We start from the raw sequence: 18,167 nt of genomic DNA on the forward strand, positions 1-18,167 counted from the left end.
TACGATTTGGATATTTTGAAAAGCTTGCTTAAAGACATTCCGATCCCTGAAATGGTCCGGATTCGGCAAAACTTCGACGCTTCCGTCGTCGAGGATCCGGAGGGTACGCTCCGGAAGGAGCTCAAGCGTCCCGGCGCCGTCGACCGGATCCGCCCCGGCCAGCAGGTTGCGGTCGCTGTTGGTAGCAGAGGCATCGCCAATATTGATTTGTTCACCAAGCTGACGATCGAAGCAATCCGGGAAGCCGGAGCGCACCCGTTCATCGTTCCCTGCATGGGCAGCCACGGAGGAGCGACGGCTGAGGGACAGACCGAGGTGCTGGCGCATCTCGGCGTGACGGAAGAAGCAATGGGCGCGCCGATTCGCTCGACGATGGAGGTCGTCAAGCTCGACGAGCTGCCGAACGGGCTGCCCGTCTATATCGATAAGTACGCTTACGAGGCGGACGCCATCGTCGTAATCAATCGGGTGAAACCGCATACGGCCTTCCGCGGCCGGATCGAGAGCGGCATCATGAAAATGATCTCGATCGGACTCGGCAAGCAAAAGGGCGCCGAGGCGTGCCACCAGCTCGGATTCAAATATATGGCGGAGAACGTGCCGGCGATGGCCCGGGTCATGCTCGACAAGCTGCCGATCCTCTTCGGCGTTGCCCTGGTCGAGAACGCCTACGACCAGACGTGCCGCATCGAGGTGCTGCCGGCGGAACAGATCGAGGAGCGCGAGATGGAGCTGCTCGAGGAGGCCAAAGCCCGGCTGCCCCAAATATTGTTCGACCAGATCGACGTGCTGGTCATCGATTACATCGGCAAGAACATAAGCGGGGACGGCATGGACCCGAACGTCACGGGCCGCTATCCGACTCCCTATGCGACAGGAGGCCCCGACGTGTCCAAGATGGTCGTGCTCGACCTGACGAAAGAGACGAAGGGCAACGCCAACGGCGTCGGCACGGCGGACTTCACCACGCAGCGGCTCGTCGACCAAATGGACCGGACAGCCACGTATGCCAACGGCCTGACATCCACCGTCTGCGCGCCGACCAAGATCGCGACTACACTTGCGAACCAGGAGGACGCCATCAAGGCCGCTGTGAAGACGTGCAACATTCTGGACTATACCAAGTGCCGGCTGGTCCGCATCAAGGATACGCTTCATTTGGGCGAAATCGAGATATCGGTCAATCTGCTGGAGGAGGCGCGGCGGCATCCCGACATCGAGATTCTGTCCGAGATGCCGTATGCCCTGCAGTTCGATGAGGAAGGGAATCTGTTCGCATGACCAACGAGACTACGACAAAACCATACATTCTGGCGGCGGATATCGGCACCACCAGTACCAAAACGCTCGTCATCGACCGGGCCGGGCGGGTGGTTGCCTCCCACGCGATCGAATATCCGCTCCACACCCCGCGTCCGGAGATCGCGGAGCAGGACCCGCTCGAGATTTACCAGGCGGTCGTGCTTGGCATCCAGACGGCCGTTCGCAAAGCGGGAATCTCCGCGAGCGAGGTGCTGTGCGTCTCCTTCAGCTCCGCGATGCACAGCCTGATCGCCGTCGATAAGGAAGGCCATCCGCTCACTGCCTGCATCACGTGGGCGGATAACCGCAGCAGCGAACAGTCGGCCCGCATCAAGCGCGAGCTCGGGGGGCACGAGATTTACCTCAGAACGGGAACGCCGATTCATCCTATGTCGCCGCTCACCAAGCTGCTCTGGATGAAAGAGAATGACCCGGCGACGTTCGAGGGCGCCTACAAGTTTCTCGGCATCAAGGAATTCGTCTTCGCCCGGCTGTTCGGCCGCTACGTGATCGACCATTCGATCGCGAGCGCCACGGGCATGTTCAATCTCCGCCATCTCACCTGGGACGAGGGTGCGCTGGCTCTGCTCGGCCTGCCGGCGGACAAGCTGCCGGAGCCGGTTCCCACCACCTACAAGCTGCAGGGCCTCCGGGCGGCCGACGCGGCCGAGATGGGCCTCGAGACGGATACGCCGTTCGTGGTCGGCGCTTCGGACGGCGTGCTGGCGAATCTCGGTGCCGGCGCTTACGAGCCGGGTATCTACTCGGTGACGATCGGCACGAGCGGCGCGGTTAGAGGCGTGGTCGACCGGCCGATTACCGATCCCAAAGGGCGCTTGTTCTGCTACGCCCTCGTCGAAGGCTTCTGGGTCATCGGCGGCGCGATCAACAACGGCGGCATCATGTTCCGCTGGGTGCGGGACCAGCTGGCGACGCTCGAGGCGCAGGAGGCGCGCAGCCGGGGCATGGATCCTTACGATTATTTGACCGAGCTTGCGGAGAAGGTGCCCGCCGGATCGGAGGGCCTGCTCTTCCTGCCGTTTCTGCTGGGCGAACGGGCTCCCTACTGGAATGCGAATGCGAGGGGCGTTTTCTTCGGCCTGTCGATGTCCCATGAGAAGAAGCATATGATCCGGTCGGTACTTGAGGGCGTCATCTTCCGCATTCATTCGGTCGTGCAGGCGCTTGAGGAGGTCGGAGGCCCTACGGCGGAGGTTCGTGCGTCCGGAGGCTTCGCGCGCTCTGCGTTCTGGCGCCAGATGATGGCGGACGTGCTCGGGACACCGGTTACGGTTCCGGAATCTTATGAGAGCTCCGGGCTCGGAGCGGCCCAGCTCGGCTTGTATGCAATGGGAGAGATCAAGGACTTTTCCCGCGTGCACGAATGGGTGCAGACGGGCAGCCGCCACGCGGTCGACCCGGCGAACCATCTCGTCTACAAGGAGCTGGCCCAGATTTACATGAGCGTCTACGAGCAGCTGGTGGGGAATTTCGACGCCATTTCGGCGTTTCAGCACAAGCACGCCTCCGCGCGTTAAGCCGCAGCGAGCCGGGCTTCGGATACCCGTCGGCACGCCGGAGGCACCAGGCTTCCGGCTTCGCCCGGGGCCAGACGCGTGAGACCGCGGGAGGCACGGATGTACCGGGCGGGGCGCATGTCCCAGACTCGCGGCCGCCGGTCTTTCGCAAGAACCAAGATATTGCCAGGCAGTTCGAATGATATATAATGAATGGAGGCGTCACGGCCATGAACTTATTCGATCTTACCGGGAAAACGGCAGTTGTCATTGGAGGAAACAGTACGCTTGGGGGCGCGATGTGCGTCGGCCTGGGCGGTCACGGCGCGGATGTGGCGGTCGTAGGCCGCAACCAGGAGAAGACGGAGGCGGTCTGCGAGAGGATCAAGGAGGCGGGCGGCCGGGCGAAGGCGTTCCAGGCGGATGCCACGAGCGAAGCGGATCTGAAGCGGGTGCTCGAGGAGATCAAGGCGTGGACGGGCCGGGTCGATATTCTTATGAACTGTCCGGGCAAGAATGCATCGACGCCGTTCTTCGAGCTGACAATGGAGGAATGGGATTCCATCATGGAGGTTAACCTGAAAAGCGTAGTGCTGGCCTGCCAGGTGTTCGGCCGCCATATGGTCGAGGCGGGGCAAGGCGGCAGCATCATCAACATTTCCTCGGTTTCCTCGGACCCGCCTCTGTCACGCGTCTTCACTTATTCCGCCTCCAAGGCGGGTGTGAACAGCGTAACCAAGTACCTGGCCCGCGAGTTTGCTCCGGCGAAGGTCCGGGTGAACGCGATCATCCCGGGCTTTTTCCCGGCGGAGCAGAACCGCAAGATTCTGTCCGAAGATCGGGTCGAATCGATTATGCGCCATACTCCGATGAACCGGTTCGGGAATGCGGAGGAGCTTCAGGGAGCGGCGGTCTTCCTCGCGTCCGAGCAGGCGTCGAGCTTCGTTACCGGTGCGCTGCTCCGCGTCGACGGCGGCTTCGGTTCCGTTACGATCTAAGAGAAAGAAGCAACAGGAAGGGTGGAGGTACATATGAGCAAACAGCAAATCGGGGTTGTCGGACTTGCCGTCATGGGCAAAAACCTGGCGCTCAACATCGAAAGCAAAGGGTTCTCCGTCTCGGTGTTCAACCGCAGTCCGGAGAAAACGAAGGAGCTGGTAGCGGAAGCCGAAGGCAAAAACCTGGTCGGCACCTACAGCATGGAAGAATTCGTCCAGTCCCTTGAAGTCCCGCGCAAAATCCTGATCATGGTCAAAGCAGGCCAGGCGACGGACGCGACCATCGAGCAGCTCGTGCCGCTCCTCGATGAAGGCGATATCCTGATTGACGGCGGCAACGCCTTCTTCCCGGATACGCAGCGCCGCAGCAAGGAGCTTGAGGCCAAGGGCATCCGTTTCATCGGCACCGGCGTCTCGGGCGGCGAAGAAGGCGCGCTCAAAGGACCGGCCATCATGCCTGGCGGCCAGGAGAGCGCCTACCAGCTCGTCGAGCCGATTCTGACAGCCATCTCCGCGAAGGTGAATGGAGATCCCTGCTGCACTTACATCGGACCGGACGGGGCCGGCCACTACGTGAAGATGGTCCATAACGGCATCGAGTACGGTGACATGCAGCTGATCTGCGAAGCGTACCAGCTGCTGAAGGACGTGCTGAACGTCGGGATGGAAGAACTGCACGACATCTTCGCCGAGTGGAACAAAGGCGAGCTCGACAGCTACCTGATCGAGATCACGACGGATATCTTTACGAAGAAGGATCCCGAAACCGGCAAGCCGATGGTCGATGTCATCCTCGACTCCGCCGGCCAGAAGGGCACCGGCAAGTGGACGAGCCAAAGCGCGCTCGACCTCGGCGTGCCGCTGTCGATCATTACCGAGTCCGTCTTCGCGCGGTTCATCTCCGCGATGAAGGAAGAGCGGGTAGCGGCGAGCAAGGTGCTGAACGGGCCGTCTACGAAGCCGTTCGAGGGCGACCGCGCCGCATTCATCGAGGACGTGCGCAAAGCGCTGTACGCAAGCAAAATTTGCTCCTACGCCCAAGGCTTCGCCCAGATGCGTGCCGCCTCGGACGAATACGGCTGGGATCTCAAATACGGCAACATCGCGATGATCTTCCGCGGCGGCTGCATCATCCGCGCGGCGTTCCTGCAGAACATCAAGGATGCGTACGACCGCGATCCGGCGCTTCGCAACCTGCTGTTGGACGACTACTTCAAGAACGTGGTGGAGAGCTACCAGGACGCTTGGCGGAACGTCGTTGCGACAGCAGTTCGGTACGGAGTGCCGGTACCTTCGTTCGCTTCGGCGCTGTCGTACTACGACAGCTACCGGACCGAGCGTCTTCCGGCCAACCTGCTGCAGGCGCAGCGCGATTACTTTGGCGCGCATACGTTCCAGCGGGTGGACAAGGAAGGCTCGTTCCACTTCGAGTGGCTGAACGACTAAACCACTAGCGAGCTAGAGCAGCACGTTCTGCGCTTCACGCAGCCAGCGCTTGAAGCGCTCCGCTTCGTGCTCGCTGCCAGGGCGACGGTGAATGAGCTGCATGGCCGTTTCGGCGAACGATTGAAAATGCTTGAGCAAGAGCGGCTGAGGCAGATCCCGCAAGCGGGGGTCGGCTTCGGCCGTTTTCTTTTTGATCAGGTCGAGCGCCCAAATCACGTCCTCTCGGGTGAGAGGGTGGAGCGGCGCGAGGATGCGGTCGAGCCGCAGGCTGACCGGGTCGGGATGGTTGACGGGCTGGGGCAAGGAACTCCCTCCTTTTTGGCGGCCTTGGCCGAGTTTCTATCAGTCTATTCCCGGATAGGCTCGGTCCATGCTATGGTAAGAGAAATATTTCATAGAGAAGGGGTGCGGGTATGGCGGGAATAAGAGAAGACAAAATCGTGCTGATCGGCTTCATGGGGACCGGCAAAAGCACCGTGGGCCGCGCCTTGGCCGAGCGGCTCGGGTGGACGTTCGTCGACAGCGACGAGGAAGCGGAAAAGCGGGAGGGGCGTTCGATTCGGGATATGTTCGAGCAGGACGGAGAGGCATACTTCCGCCGGCAGGAGCATGAGACGCTGGCCGCGCTGCTGGAGCGGAGCGGAGTCGTGATCGCGACGGGGGGAGGAGCCGTGCTGGCGGAGGCCAACCGTACGCTAATGAAGGAAAAGGGCTTGGTGGCGGCGCTGACCGCGCTGCCCGAGACGATTATAGGCCGAGTGGGGGCGGACGGGAACCGGCCGCTGCTGCAGGGGAATGCGGAGGAACGGGTTCGTGCGCTGCTGGAGGAGCGGAAAGAGGCTTACCTGTTCGCCGACGTGACCGTTGCGACGGACGGCAAGCCCGTCCCGGACATCGTGGACGAGCTGACCGCCATTCTCGGCCGCGGGGCCGGTCTGGCCGCTCCGTTTCCGGAGAAAGACACGTACGGAAAAGCGGAGTAGTTGGTAGGGAAATACGGAGTTAGACGATCGTAAGCCGGGCGGTTGGCCGATTAGAGCCGGTCCCAGGCGAGCATGCCGCCGGTCATGTTTATGATTCCCTTTTTGCCGAGGGCGGCTAGATAGTCGTAAGCCTTACTGCTTCGGTTGCCGCTGCGGCAGACGAGAATGACCTCGTCCTCGTCGTTGATCTCGCCGTGCCGGTCCGGGAGCTGGCCGAGGGCGATATGGCGGGCGCCCGGGATCATACCCTGCGCCACTTCCTCGTCCTCCCGTACGTCGATGATGGTAAGCGCTTCGCCGCGGGCGAGCCGCTCCTTGACCTCTTGCGGGGTAATGGTTTGCATGAGGATCGTTCTCCTTCCTGACTGTCGGATTGCCCCGCCTTCGGAGGGCAGGGCGCTATAAGGTCATCTTATCGGAAGAGGGAAGCCCAAGTCAAAGCGGTTACCGGTCATTTCCAGCACGCAGGGCTTATGGTACACTTGCTTCAAACCGATATATACCAATGAGAAGCCGTTTCGTCCCGTGCCAATGGGGCGCTTGCTGACGAACGGCTGGTTACGAAGGAGAGAGTCCGACCCGATGAAGGCTATTGTGAAGCCCACCTCCCGTCTCGAAGGGGAGATCAACGCATTATCCTCCAAAAATTATACGACCCGCTATATGCTGGTCGGCGCGCTTGCGGATGGGACGAGTACGATCCAGTATCCCGCCCGCAGCGAGGACAGCGACGCCATGCGGCGCTGCATCCGGGACCTGGGTGCGGAGCTTCAGGAAGACGATGTCCGCATGGTTATTAAGGGGTTCGGCCGCCATCCGCTGCCGGTGAAGGAGCTGAACGTCGGCAATGCTGGGGCGGTGCTCCGGTTTCTGATGTCGATCGCCTCCTTCTGCCCCGAGGTTACGTTCATCAACGCTTATCCGGAATCGCTCGGCAAGCGGCCGCACAACGATCTGATCGAGACGCTGGGCCAGATGGGCGTCCGGGTCGAGCACCGGGACGGGAAGCTGCCGATTACCATCCATGGAGGCAGCCCAAGGGGAGGCAAGCTGTCGGTATCCGGCAGCGTGAGCTCGCAGTTTTTGAGCTCGCTGCTGTTCATGACGCCTCTCTTGAATGAAGATTCGGAGATCGAGGTGCTGCACGACCTGAAGTCCAAGATCATCGTCCGCCAGACGCTGGAAGTGCTGGAGAAAGCGGGCATCCAGGTAGAGGCGAGCTCCGATCTGATGCACTATCGAGTACCGGGAGGACAAGCCTACCAGCCGAAGGAATACGTCGTGCAGGGCGATTATCCGGGATCGGCCGCACTTCTGGCGGCCGCGGCGGTAACGGATTCCGATATCCGGATTCACCGGCTCGAGGAGACGAGCAAGCAGGGGGAACGCGCCGTCGTCGATGTGCTGCGGGCCATGCAGGTTCCGCTGACTCATCAGAACGGAACCGTTCACGTGCAGGGAAACGGGAGGCTGAAAGCCGGAGAGTTCGACGGGGACGTCTTCACCGACGCGGTGCTTGCGATGGTGGCGGCCGCCGTGTTCGCCGAAGGGACATCCCGCTTCTATAACGTGGAGAATTTGCGGTACAAGGAATGCGACCGGATTACCGATTTTGTCCGAGAGCTAAACAAAGCCGGCGCCCATGTCGAGGAACGCCAGAGCGAGATCATCGTCCATGGCAAACCCGAGGGAGTGCGCGGCGGCGTCGAGATCGACGCCCATTTCGACCATCGGGTCATTATGGCGCTGACGGTCGTCGGCCTCCGGTCGGAGCAGGGCCTCGTCATTCGCGACGCCCATCATGTCGCCAAGTCGTACCCGACTTATTTTGACCATCTGCTGTCGCTCGGCGCGAGAATCGAGCGGATAGACTAGCATAACCGAAATGATGTGATACACCGATGGCATCCTTCTACAATCTGTTTAAATATACAATAGGACTGGTCGTCCTCGCTGTGCTGGTGCTCTCCAGCAGTTTCCTGGGCGTCCTGCTGTACGGGCGCATAAGCGGGCAGGACTGGGTGCCTGCCTTCGCCGTCGTCGGGGGCAGCCGCCACCAGCTGGATTCGTCGCTGGTGCTTCCGGCTCCGGCCGCTCCCGCGCCGACGCCGGCTCCAACGCCAGAGCCCCGGAAGACAGAGGCGCGCCTATCAGCGCCGGCCATCAGTCAGATGCCCGAGCTGCGGTCCGGGTGCGAGCTCACCAGCTTAACGATGCTGCTCCAGTTCGCCGGCATCCAGAAGGGCAAGATGGAGCTCGTCCCGGAGCTTACGCGGGATACGACGCCGATTCGCTGGAAAGCCGACGGGACGGTTGCGTATTGGGGGCATCCTAACGTAGGCTACGTCGGGGACATCACCGGCCGGAACAAAGGCTTCGGCGTCTACCACAAGCCGCTCCTGGCGATGCTGGAGACGTATCTGCCGAACGGTCTGGACCTAACCGGACAGCCGTTCGAGGTGCTGGAGGACCATGTCGCGTCGGGCATCCCGGTCGTCGCCTGGACGACGATCAACTTCAAGACGTCGGTCCAATGGATGACGTGGGAGACGCCGTCCGGACCGGTGACCACCACCTTTTCGGAGCATGCCGTGCTCCTGGTGGGGTTCGATGATCAGTATGTCTATGTGAACGACCCGCTGACGGGTCAAGCGGACGTGCGGGTTGAGAAAGACCGGTTCCTGACGACGTGGGAGATGATGGGCAAGCAGGCCATTACGTATAAGCCGGCAGAGTCCTGAAGGGACGAAGTACGGCAAGGAGGAGGAAGCGCAATGTCATTCGAGAATCCGACCAGGGAAGAGATCAAGAAGCTGCTAGAGGGGGCCGGGAACATCGCAGTCGTCGGCTTGTCCGACAATCCGGAGCGGACCTCGCATATGGTCGCGCAGGCGATGCAGGCCAGAGGCTACCGCATCATCCCGGTCAATCCCAATGCGGAGGAAATCCTCGGCGAACGCTGCTATCCGTCGCTGTCCGCGATTCCAGAGCCCGTCGATATCGTCAACGTATTCCGGCGCAGCGAGCATACCCCGCCGGTGGCGGAAGAGGCGGTTAAGATCGGCGCCAAGGTGCTGTGGCTGCAGCTCGGAATCGCAAGCGACGAAGCGGCACGCATTGCGCAGGAGGGCGGATTGACGGTTATTATGGATCGCTGTATCAAGGTTGAGGATGCCGTACTGCGGCCGAACCGTTCTTCGTAACATCCAGTGGAAGCCGCTCCCTTACGGGGCGGCTTTTTTGCTTGCCGGACGGGTGCCGGTTCTATAGGCTGCGGAACGGAGCCTAGGAAAAAAGCAACAGCTATAAAAGCCGCCCGTGGAGCGACACTAAGAGAGGCTTCCGGATTAACCGGAAGACTACACGCTCAAGGCCTGGGAGGTAACACGCGTGAACAACCAAAACCAGTTCCACACCGCCAGCTACCGCGGTAACCAGCAAGGGCATGACAGCTACCTGCGCTCGGATTCCCAAAGCCCGTCCCAAAGCGGCTACGGCATGATGAACGCCGGCCAAACCCGCAAATTCGAGCCGACCGGTTTCGTGCAGTCGCAGTACGGCCGCAGCAATCAGCAATCGTTCATGAATTCTTCGTCCCAATCCCAGCAATCGTTCCATACGGCGAACTATCGCGGGAACCAGCAGGGCCACGACAACTACCTGCGTTCGGATTCCCAATCGCCGTCCCAAAGCGGCTATGCTTCGTCCGGCATGGGACAATCGTTCGGGATGAGCGCGCAGAGTGGCAGCCAGTACGGCAATTTCCAATCCCCGCAATCGTTCCATACGGCGAACTATCGCGGGAACCAGCAGGGCCACGACAACTACCTGCGCTCGGACTCCCAGTCGCCGTCCCAGAGCGGCTATGCTGCGTCCGGCATGAGCCAATCGTTCGGCATGAGCGCGCAGAGCGGCAGCCAATTCGGCAACGCCCAATCTTCGCAATCGTTCCACACGGCGAACTACCGCGGAAACCAGCAGGGGCATGACAGCTACCTGCGCTCCGACTCGCAAAATCCGTCCCAAAGCGGATTCCGCGGGTAAATTCCGCGGCATTACGATCGAGGAGGAACGGAGTAGCGGAGAACGTGCTGGAGCCGCCTAACTTCCTTCTCCTTGGATCCTATAAAAGACCGGCACGCAAGCCGTCCCGACAACCTGTCGGGACGGCTTGACGCTTTTCTTTACAAAACGGGCCAGAGGCTTTACCATTCAGTTAGGAAAGGAGGCCTGACCACACCGATGAACTGGATGGGAAACCTGCAGCAATTCGGCCGCTCGCTTATGCTGCCAACGATCATCCTGCCGGTAGCCTCCGTGCTGCTCTGGCTCGGTGCCATGCCGTGGGGCTCCGTCGGCATGGAGCATGTGGGTATACTCCTTCATGAGTCCGGGGATTTCATCTTCACGTATATGCCGTTTCTGTTCGCTGTCGGGGTCGCCCTCGGCCTGACGGAAAACGCCAGCATAGCCGGGTTGTCAGCGCTGCTCAGCTACGCGTTGCTTTCGCAGATGACCGATAAATTTATGCCCCATTTTCATATGGGTGTCACAGGCGGTATCCTGATCGGCATCCTCAGCGCCTTGTGTTTCCACCGGTTTAAGAATATCCAGCTTCCGGAATCGATTCAATACTTCGGCGGCCCCCGCTTCGTGCCGCTTGTGATGGGACTGCTGACGCTGCTGCTGTCCTTCACGCTGATCGAGGTCGGACCTACCGTCCTCAGGATCTTTACGCTGCTCGGCGAGACGCTGATCGGGCTCGGCGGCTTCGGCGCGTTCCTGTACGGAGTCGCTTACCGGCTGCTCGTGCCGTCCGGGCTGCACCATATTCTGAACAACGTCTATTGGTTTCAGCTCGGCTCCTTCACGCGGGCTGACGGGACGGTCGTAATCGGGGATCTCCCCCGTTACTTCGCCGGCGATCCGACGGCCGGCGTCTATATGGCGGGCTTGTATCCGATCATGATGTTTGCGCTGCCGGCCGTCGCCTTGGCGATCATCCAGGAGGCAAGGGAGGATCTCAAGCCGAAGGTCAAGCGGACGTTCCTGACGGCGGCTCTCGCTTCGTTCCTCACCGGGGTAACGGAGCCGATTGAGTTCGCGTTTCTGTTCGTGGCGCCGATGCTGTTCTTCGCACACGCGCTGCTGTCCGGCGTTTCGATGTGGATCGCCTATGAGCTGGGCATCCGCCACGGCTTCTCCTTCTCCGCGGGAGCCATTGACTTTTTTCTCAATGAGCATTTGGCTACGCGTGGACTCTGGCTGATCCCGATCGGCATCGTATATGCCTACGTCTATTTCCTTCTGTTCCGGTGGGCGATTCGCCGCTTTCAGCTGCCGACACCGGGGCGGGAGGAAGGCTCGTCACTGGAGGAATGGGCGGGTGACATCCCTTACCGATCCCCGCTTATTCTGCAGGCGCTGGGCGGCAAAGGGAATATCCGCACGATGGAAGCGTGCATTACGAGGCTGCGCCTCACGCTGGAGAACGACAAGCTCATTGATACCGCCGCACTCAAGCATCTGGGGGCGGCTGGCGTCATCCGGCTGGGCGGAGGCAACGTGCAGGTCGTCTTCGGAACGTTCTCGGAGCTGATTCGCGAGGAGATCGTCAAGGTCACCCGGCAGGACTTCAAGCAGGTGCTGTTCCACTCGCCTATGCAAGGCAGGATGATCCCGCTCGAGGACGTGCCCGATGCGGTTTTCGCCAGGAAGATCGTAGGGGACGGCGTCGCCTTCATCCCGGATCGCGGCGAGCTGGTCGCTCCGGTTGCCGGTACAATCGTCCATCTCTATCCGACGCATCATGCGCTCGGCATCCGGACGGAGGACGGTCTGGAGGTGCTGCTACATATCGGCATCGATACCGTTCAGCTGGAGGACGGCTTGTTTACTGCCTTCGTCAAGGAAGGCGACGTCGTCGAGGCGGGGCAGCTTCTGGTGCGCTTCAATCTGCCCAAAGTCAAGCAGCATGCCAAGTCGCTGGCGACGCCTATGCTCATAACGAACACCGATCGGATCAAGTCCTGGAGCTTCGCCCCGTTCAAGGCGGTCAAGAAAGGCCAGGGCGCCGTCATGTCGGTCGTTCTTAAAGAAGAGAATGCTTCAGGTGGAGGTCATGACCAATGATAAAGGGAATCGGCGCATCGAACGGGATTGCTATCGGCAAAGCAATCGTTCTGCCCAGTTGGGAATGGAACCTGCCTGACAAATTTGTAGATGTATCAGATTTGGCTTACGAATTCGAAAAGCTGTACGAAGGGGTCGAAACGTCTAAGTCTGAACTCGAAACGATCAAGCAGGACATTTCCCAGCTCATAGGGGAAGAGGAGTCCCATATTTTTAATGCGCATCTCGCCATACTCGAAGATCCGATCTTTATCAACGAAGTGCGCGACATCATGCAGAGGCAGTTCAAGGCGGCCGAAGTGGCCGTCAAGGAGACGATCGACAAGTTCGTCGGCATGTTCGATCTGCTCGACGACGATTACATGAAGGAGAGGGCAGCCGACATCCGGGATGTGGGCAACCGGCTGCTCAAGCACCTGCTCGGGTATTGGGACGATGAGATCCCGGTCCAGGAGGAGCCTTACATTCTCGTCGCCCGCGAATTGTCTCCGTCGCAGTGGGCGCATATCGATCCGGCCAAGGTGCTCGGCGTCGTCACGCTGATGGGAGGAACGAACTCCCATTCGGCCATCATGGCGCGCGCTATGGGCATGCCGCTTGTCATCGGCCTCGAAGGCAAGCAGGACGAGCCGATCGCCACCGGCGACACGATCATCATGGACGGCTCGGACGGCTCGGTCTATGTCAATCCGGACGAGGAGACGATCGAACGATACGGCCGCCGAAAGAAGGAATGGCTCGCGCATTTGGAGCTTCTTCAGGGGCTTGCCCACGTCGAGCCGCTAACCACCGATGGGAAGAAAGTGCGCCTCAAGGCGAACATCAGCGCGATCAAGGACCTGGATCCCGCCTTTCAATGCGGCGCCGACGGCGTCGGCCTGTTCCGCACGGAGTTCCTCTATATGGACCGCAGCACCTTCCCGTCCGAGGAGGAGCAGCTGGAGGTTTACCGCGAGGCGGCGCAGCGGCTCGGGCCTGGCCGCTCGATCGTCATCCGGACGCTGGATGTCGGCGGAGACAAGAATATCGACTACATACCGTTTCCCGAGGAAGACAATCCCTTCCTCGGTTACCGGGCGATCCGTATCTCGCTCGACCGCACCGAGCTGTTCAAGGCCCAGCTGCGGGCGATATTGAGAGCGAGCCATTACGGCAACGTCAAGCTTATGTATCCGATGATCTCCTCCCTTCAGGAGCTTCGCCAGGCGAACGCTCTATTGGAGGAAGCGAAGAAAGAGCTTGAGGAGGAGGGGCACCCGTTCGACCGGAAGCTTCCGGTCGGCATTATGGTGGAAGTGCCGGCCGCTGCGGCAATCGCCGATCTGCTCGCGCGCGAGACCGACTTCTTCAGCATCGGGACGAACGATCTCGTCCAATATCTGCTGGCCGTCGACCGGATGAACGAGCAGGTGGCACATTTGTACGAACCCTATCATCCGGCCGTGCTGCGGATGGTTAAGCATACCGCCGAGGCTGCTCAGCGGGCGGGCATCCCTGTTAGCGTCTGCGGAGAGATGGCGGGCGATCCATTGGCGCTGCCGATTTGGCTGGCACTCGGCGTCACGGAGCTAAGCATGTCGGTCAAATTGCTGCTTCCGCTCAAGGCGAGACTGCTCGCGAGCAGCAGCAAGGATAGCGCAGAGCTTATGAACCGGCTGCTAGCCTGCTCGGACAGCCAGGAGATCCGTTCACTGCTCGAGCAGGCCGCCGGTGGCCTGCTTGGAGGAACCGGACAGATTCAAGAATAAGGAACGATAAGGAGGAGGAGCAGATGAACTTGCAAGAACGGCGCATTTTGGCGCTGGTGGAGGATGAATTCGAAGACCTGGAGATGTGGTACCCAGTCCTGCGCCTGCAGGAAGAGGGCCTTCAGGTCGATTTGGCGGGACCAGAGGCCGGCAAGACGTATAAGGGGAAATACGGTGTTCCGCTCACAACAGCGATATCGTTTGACGAAGCGTCGGCAGCCGATTACATCGGTTTGTATGTGCCCGGCGGCTGGGCTCCCGACAAGCTGCGGCGCTATGAGTCTGTCTTGCAGCTGACGCGTGCCTTCCACGAGGCGGGCAAGCCGATCGCCCAGATCTGCCATGCCGGCTGGGTGCTTATCTCGGCCAAGATCGTGAGCGGGTATACGATGACATCCACGCCTGGCATCAAAGACGACCTGGAGAACGCCGGAGCCGTCTGGGTTGACGAGGAAGTAGTAGTCGACCGCAATCTCGTATCGGGTCGCCGGCCACCGGATCTGCCGGCATTCGTCAAGGAATATGTCCGCGTCCTCGAGAAGTACGCGGAGTCAGCGGACAGGAAGACGGGCGCGTGAGGCTGGTCTATCGCTGGCTGCCGGCGGTCGTCTGGATGGCGGTCATCTTCACCTTCTCCGCACAGACAGGCTCGGAGATCAATACACTGCTGCCCTTCTTCCAAAAGCTGCTGCCGGCCATGCAGAGCTTCGATTGGGGCCACTTCCTCGAATACTTCGTGCTCGGCCTCGCCTTCCTCTGGGCACTGGCCGACGAGAAGCCCACGTGGAAAGCCAAGCTCGGCGTGATCGTGCCGGCGCTGCTGTACGGCGCCACCGACGAGTACCACCAGTTGTTCGTGCCGGGCCGCATGTCCGATCTCGCGGATCTGCGCAACGACGGGATCGGGGCCGCTCTTGCCATGCTGTTCGTTTCGATTCCGGGAATCGCGAGGCTGTACGCCAAGCTTCCGCATGCGAAGAAAAGGTAGAGTGCCCTTGCTTTACCAGAAGGAATCCGGGGCGTTCTTAACGAAGATAAGAGGCAACGTCAGTTTGGTAACTTGAGTGTGAGGTTTAGGAGTTGAGTCTCTTGATGAAATTGTGTCTGTGCGGCACTTCCATGCACATCGCGCTGCGAACGGTAATCTTTCAGAAGGTTGTCGTCATTGAGAATGTCCCGGTATGCAGCTGCGAGACGTGCGATATTCAGGAAGTGCTGCCCGCGATCAAGGCGGAGGTCACCGACCTGATCCGGTCGTTCGGCAGTGAGCCGGAGAGAAGAACGATCTATTTTGACCAGACTAGCGAGCTGGCGCATCTGCTTATTCTGGCCTGCGACAAGCAGCAGCAGGGCCGCCCGGTTCAAGACATTGTCCGGGAGCGCGTCAACGAGCTGCTCGACATGATGCTCCTCGCCCGGTCGCTTAACGACGCCGAGTGGCGGAAGGATCTCGAGCGCCGTCTCCGCCAGATTTCCCAGTACGGCAATTTGTCATCTTTGGTCTCATAATGGCCTCCACGCGGGGAAAAAAGCCAACGCAAGTTGGCTTTTCTCGTTAAATTTTGTTAGTATTAGTCCAATAAGTACGTAAGCAGGGGAAGATTCACGGTTAGACTAATAAGAAGGAGAGGATTCCATGGAAGCCGTTAACCAATTGAGCACGGTCGAGGAATGGAACGCGGTGCACAAGCTTTCCGAGCAAAAGCCTGTCTTCGTTTTTAAACACAGCACGCGCTGCCCGGTCAGTGCGGACGCATACGACCAATACATGTCCTACCTGAACAAAGAACCGAACGCGGGTGTGGAGTATTGCCTCGTCCTAGTTGTGGAGTCCCGTCCTGTCTCCAATGCGATTGCCGAGACGCTTTCGGTGAAACACGAGTCGCCGCAGGCGATTCTGATCAAGAACGGCGAAGCGGTCTGGCATACGTCGCATTGGCGGATTACGAAGGAAAGTCTCAAAGAAAACGTGAAGTGACAAGCGACCATCCGGCCGGATGTTTGTAAAGTTTTCCGTTTTGTCGTATCATAAAAAGGATAGAGGCTTTTCCCCGTATAAAATTGAATCTGATGGAGCGAAGAATAGTGACCGTAACCATTTATGATGTGGCCCGTGAAGCCGGCGTTTCCATGGCAACGGTTTCCCGTGTGGTCAACAACAACCCTAACGTGAAGCCGCAAACCCGGAAGAAAGTTTTCGAAGCGATCGAGCGTCTCGGCTATCGCCCGAACGCCGTTGCCCGCGGGCTTGCCAGCAAAAAAACTACGACCGTCGGCGTCGTCATTCCCGACATCTCGAACATGAACTTTGCCGAGGTGGCCCGCGGAATCGAGGACATTGCCACGATGTACCACTATAATATCATCCTGAGTAACGCGGACAAGAAGAAGGAGAAGGAGATCCGGGTTATCAATACGCTGCTGGAGAAGCAGGTGGACGGCCTGTTGTTCATGGGTGGCCATGTGACGGACGAGCACGTACAGGCTTTCCGGACTTCCTCGATCCCGATTGTGCTCTGTGCCACAACGGACGGTAGCGAGACGATCCCTTCGGTCGACATCGACCATGAAGGGGCAGCCTACGACGCGACGCAGGTACTGATCAAGAGCGGACACCGCCGTATCGCCATGATCAGCGGCACGCTTCAGGATCCGGCTGTCGGCTTCGCACGCTACCAGGGCTACAAGCGGGCGGTAGAGGAGGCGGGGCTCGGCTTCCACGAGGATTACGTGCGGATCGGCAACTACAAGTACGAATCCGGCGTCGAAGCAATGAAGCACTTCCTCGGCCTGTCCGAACGTCCGACCGCAATCTTTGCCGCGACAGACGAGATGGCGCTGGGTGCGATTCATGCGATTCAGGACGCAGGCCTCAAGGTGCCGGACGACCTGTCGGTCATCAGCGTGGACAACAGCCGTATGGCGGAGATGGTCCGTCCGCAGCTGACCGCTGTGGCTCAGCCGATGTACGACATCGGTGCGGTCTCGATGCGCCTGCTGACCAAACTGATGAATAAGGAGAACGTGGAACAGTCCAAGTTCATTCTCCCTCACGAGGTCATCATGCGCCAATCGGTAGCGCCTGCGAAATAAGCGGGCGGGTCGATAGCTCCGGCTTGGCCGGAGAATGCAAGGATAGGGAACGAAGCCCCGCTTCAACGGCAAGCGGGGCTTTTCTTGCCGCCGCCAAGCAGGGAGCGTGCCTGCCTCGCAGCGCGCAGCGGATGCGTCATGGCCGGAGTTTTGCTCCGGGACGATTTGGAACAAAGGGGAGAAGGGCATGAGCAAAGAATCGATCGGGATTATCGGCGCGATGGCCGAGGAGGTTGAGCTGCTGCATCAGGCGATGGAGCAGACGGAGACGGTCCGTAAGGCGGGTATTTCCTACACACAAGGACGGTTTCAGGACCGGCCGGTGGTTGTCTGCAAATCCGGCGTAGGCAAGGTCAATGCGGCGGTCTGTACCCAAGTGCTGATTGACGCCTTCGGCGTAGATGCGGTCGTGTTCACGGGAGTGGCGGGGGCGGTCGACCCTGCCCTGGAGATCGGGGATATCGTCGTCTCGACCGAATGTCTGCAGCATGACATTGACGTGACGGCGCTCGGCTATGAGAGGGGGATCATCCCGTATCAGGAGGTGTCGGTCTTCACGGCCGACAAGGAGCTGAGCGAGCAGGCGTACGAGACGAGCCGGGAGCTGTTCCCGGGCAAGACCAAGTGGGGGCGCATTCTGTCCGGCGACCAGTTTATCGCTGACCGGGCAAAGGTCGCCGAGCTGCACAAGGTTATGGGCGGCGCCTGCACCGAGATGGAAGGCGCGGCCGTGGCGCAGGTGTGCCACATGAACGAAGTGCCGTTCGTCGTTATCCGGGCCATGTCGGACAAGGCGGACGGGTCCGCTTCGGTCAACTTTCCTGAGTTCACGAAGCAGGCCTCGGAAAATTCCTACCGGATCGTGGAAGGGCTCTTGGCACGACTGGGCTAACGCGGCCAAGTCCAACCACCGCAGTAGCTGGAGACAATGACAACAAAAAGAGCCGT

At 60.1% G+C, this 18,167-nt stretch carries 19 protein-coding genes; 17 read left to right on the top strand and 2 right to left on the bottom strand.

Annotated features, from left to right (window positions below; genetic code table 11):
- Positions 1–6 precede the first annotated feature (6 nt).
- The 4 genes from KJS47_RS14710 (at position 7) to gndA (ending at position 5,263) form a co-directional block, all read left to right on the top strand.
- Positions 7–1,281 carry a nickel pincer cofactor-dependent isomerase, group 22 gene (locus KJS47_RS14710; protein WP_213525771.1) on the top strand — a complete coding sequence of 425 codons (1,275 nt, stop codon included), beginning with the start codon at positions 7–9 and terminating at the stop codon, positions 1,279–1,281.
- Positions 1,278–2,840, top strand: coding sequence for a gluconokinase (locus tag KJS47_RS14715; RefSeq protein ID WP_213525772.1), 1,563 nt, complete (start codon positions 1,278–1,280; stop codon positions 2,838–2,840). Before KJS47_RS14710 ends, KJS47_RS14715 begins: the two co-directional genes overlap by 4 nt.
- 209 nt (positions 2,841–3,049) lie before the next feature.
- A complete protein-coding gene (locus KJS47_RS14720) occupies positions 3,050–3,817 on the top strand; it encodes an SDR family oxidoreductase (RefSeq protein ID WP_213525773.1) in 768 nt (255 codons plus the stop codon).
- Between the two features lie 33 nt (positions 3,818–3,850).
- Positions 3,851–5,263 (top strand): NADP-dependent phosphogluconate dehydrogenase, encoded by a 1,413-nt coding sequence (gene gndA / locus KJS47_RS14725; RefSeq protein ID WP_213525774.1) that lies wholly within the window; start codon positions 3,851–3,853, stop codon positions 5,261–5,263.
- A 12-nt stretch (positions 5,264–5,275) separates the two neighbouring features.
- Here gndA and KJS47_RS14730 read toward each other — a convergent pair whose 3' ends face one another.
- A complete protein-coding gene (locus KJS47_RS14730; RefSeq protein ID WP_213525775.1) occupies positions 5,276–5,566 on the bottom strand; it encodes a hypothetical protein in 291 nt (96 codons plus the stop codon).
- 110 nt (positions 5,567–5,676) lie between these two features.
- Between KJS47_RS14730 and KJS47_RS14735 the strand changes: the two genes are divergently transcribed.
- Positions 5,677–6,246, top strand: a complete 570-nt coding sequence (locus tag KJS47_RS14735) for a shikimate kinase (protein WP_213525776.1) — start codon at positions 5,677–5,679, stop codon at positions 6,244–6,246.
- Between the two features lie 50 nt (positions 6,247–6,296).
- Here KJS47_RS14735 and KJS47_RS14740 read toward each other — a convergent pair whose 3' ends face one another.
- Positions 6,297–6,590 (bottom strand): rhodanese-like domain-containing protein, encoded by a 294-nt coding sequence (locus tag KJS47_RS14740; protein WP_213525777.1) that lies wholly within the window; start codon positions 6,588–6,590, stop codon positions 6,297–6,299.
- Positions 6,591–6,828: 238 nt separating this feature from the next.
- On the opposite strand from KJS47_RS14740, the gene aroA reads away from it, so the two are divergent.
- The 12 genes from aroA (at position 6,829) to KJS47_RS14800 (ending at position 18,111) form a co-directional block, all read left to right on the top strand.
- Entirely contained in the window at positions 6,829–8,121 is a 1,293-nt protein-coding gene (gene aroA, locus KJS47_RS14745) for a 3-phosphoshikimate 1-carboxyvinyltransferase (protein WP_213525778.1), read from the top strand.
- Positions 8,122–8,147: 26 nt separating this feature from the next.
- Positions 8,148–8,987, top strand: coding sequence for a C39 family peptidase (locus tag KJS47_RS14750; RefSeq protein ID WP_213525779.1), 840 nt, complete (start codon positions 8,148–8,150; stop codon positions 8,985–8,987).
- A gap of 33 nt (positions 8,988–9,020) precedes the next feature.
- Positions 9,021–9,449, top strand: a complete 429-nt coding sequence (locus tag KJS47_RS14755; protein ID WP_213525780.1) for a CoA-binding protein — start codon at positions 9,021–9,023, stop codon at positions 9,447–9,449.
- Positions 9,450–9,636: 187 nt separating this feature from the next.
- The gene (locus KJS47_RS14760; protein ID WP_213525781.1) at positions 9,637–10,290 is read left to right on the top strand and encodes a hypothetical protein; all 654 of its coding nucleotides are present in this window, start codon (positions 9,637–9,639) and stop codon (positions 10,288–10,290) included.
- 198 nt (positions 10,291–10,488) lie between these two features.
- Positions 10,489–12,378, top strand: a complete 1,890-nt coding sequence (locus tag KJS47_RS14765) for a glucose PTS transporter subunit IIA (protein WP_213525782.1) — start codon at positions 10,489–10,491, stop codon at positions 12,376–12,378.
- Complete coding sequence (gene ptsP / locus KJS47_RS14770) at positions 12,375–14,126, top strand: phosphoenolpyruvate--protein phosphotransferase (RefSeq protein WP_213525783.1); 1,752 nt, start codon at positions 12,375–12,377, stop codon at positions 14,124–14,126. The genes KJS47_RS14765 and ptsP overlap by 4 nt, the downstream gene beginning before the upstream one ends.
- A 23-nt stretch (positions 14,127–14,149) precedes the next feature.
- Positions 14,150–14,704: a type 1 glutamine amidotransferase domain-containing protein gene (locus tag KJS47_RS14775; RefSeq protein WP_213525784.1), complete on the top strand. Its 555-nt coding sequence runs from the start codon at positions 14,150–14,152 to the stop codon at positions 14,702–14,704.
- Positions 14,701–15,114, top strand: coding sequence for a VanZ family protein (locus tag KJS47_RS14780; protein WP_213525785.1), 414 nt, complete (start codon positions 14,701–14,703; stop codon positions 15,112–15,114). The genes KJS47_RS14775 and KJS47_RS14780 overlap by 4 nt, the downstream gene beginning before the upstream one ends.
- A 104-nt stretch (positions 15,115–15,218) precedes the next feature.
- Entirely contained in the window at positions 15,219–15,635 is a 417-nt protein-coding gene (locus tag KJS47_RS14785) for a hypothetical protein (RefSeq protein WP_249716407.1), read from the top strand.
- A 127-nt stretch (positions 15,636–15,762) separates the two neighbouring features.
- A complete protein-coding gene (gene ytxJ, locus KJS47_RS14790) occupies positions 15,763–16,104 on the top strand; it encodes a bacillithiol system redox-active protein YtxJ (RefSeq protein WP_213525787.1) in 342 nt (113 codons plus the stop codon).
- Positions 16,105–16,211: 107 nt separating this feature from the next.
- The gene (gene ccpA / locus KJS47_RS14795) at positions 16,212–17,219 is read left to right on the top strand and encodes a catabolite control protein A (RefSeq protein ID WP_213525788.1); all 1,008 of its coding nucleotides are present in this window, start codon (positions 16,212–16,214) and stop codon (positions 17,217–17,219) included.
- 187 nt (positions 17,220–17,406) lie between these two features.
- Positions 17,407–18,111, top strand: a complete 705-nt coding sequence (locus KJS47_RS14800) for a 5'-methylthioadenosine/adenosylhomocysteine nucleosidase (protein ID WP_213525789.1) — start codon at positions 17,407–17,409, stop codon at positions 18,109–18,111.
- The last annotated feature ends 56 nt before the right edge of the window (positions 18,112–18,167 follow it).

The organism is Paenibacillus sp. J31TS4 (assembly GCF_018403265.1).
Classification (GTDB): Bacteria; Bacillota; Bacilli; order Paenibacillales; family NBRC-103111; genus J31TS4.

What these genes read in the sequence shown, in the direction of transcription:
- KJS47_RS14715 (WP_213525772.1), top strand. Translation starts at nt 1,278, where the DNA reads ATGACCAACGAGACTACGACAAAACCATACATTCTGGCGGCGGATATC.
- KJS47_RS14720 (WP_213525773.1), top strand. Translation starts at nt 3,050, where the DNA reads ATGAACTTATTCGATCTTACCGGGAAAACGGCAGTTGTCATTGGAGGA.
- gndA (WP_213525774.1), top strand. Translation starts at nt 3,851, where the DNA reads ATGAGCAAACAGCAAATCGGGGTTGTCGGACTTGCCGTCATGGGCAAA.
- KJS47_RS14735 (WP_213525776.1), top strand. Translation starts at nt 5,677, where the DNA reads ATGGCGGGAATAAGAGAAGACAAAATCGTGCTGATCGGCTTCATGGGG.
- KJS47_RS14740 (WP_213525777.1), bottom strand. Translation starts at nt 6,590, where the DNA reads ATGCAAACCATTACCCCGCAAGAGGTCAAGGAGCGGCTCGCCCGCGGC.
- aroA (WP_213525778.1), top strand. Translation starts at nt 6,829, where the DNA reads ATGAAGGCTATTGTGAAGCCCACCTCCCGTCTCGAAGGGGAGATCAAC.
- KJS47_RS14750 (WP_213525779.1), top strand. Translation starts at nt 8,148, where the DNA reads ATGGCATCCTTCTACAATCTGTTTAAATATACAATAGGACTGGTCGTC.
- KJS47_RS14755 (WP_213525780.1), top strand. Translation starts at nt 9,021, where the DNA reads ATGTCATTCGAGAATCCGACCAGGGAAGAGATCAAGAAGCTGCTAGAG.
- KJS47_RS14765 (WP_213525782.1), top strand. Translation starts at nt 10,489, where the DNA reads ATGAACTGGATGGGAAACCTGCAGCAATTCGGCCGCTCGCTTATGCTG.
- ptsP (WP_213525783.1), top strand. Translation starts at nt 12,375, where the DNA reads ATGATAAAGGGAATCGGCGCATCGAACGGGATTGCTATCGGCAAAGCA.
- KJS47_RS14775 (WP_213525784.1), top strand. Translation starts at nt 14,150, where the DNA reads ATGAACTTGCAAGAACGGCGCATTTTGGCGCTGGTGGAGGATGAATTC.
- KJS47_RS14785 (WP_249716407.1), top strand. Translation starts at nt 15,219, where the DNA reads ATGAAATTGTGTCTGTGCGGCACTTCCATGCACATCGCGCTGCGAACG.
- ytxJ (WP_213525787.1), top strand. Translation starts at nt 15,763, where the DNA reads ATGGAAGCCGTTAACCAATTGAGCACGGTCGAGGAATGGAACGCGGTG.
- KJS47_RS14800 (WP_213525789.1), top strand. Translation starts at nt 17,407, where the DNA reads ATGAGCAAAGAATCGATCGGGATTATCGGCGCGATGGCCGAGGAGGTT.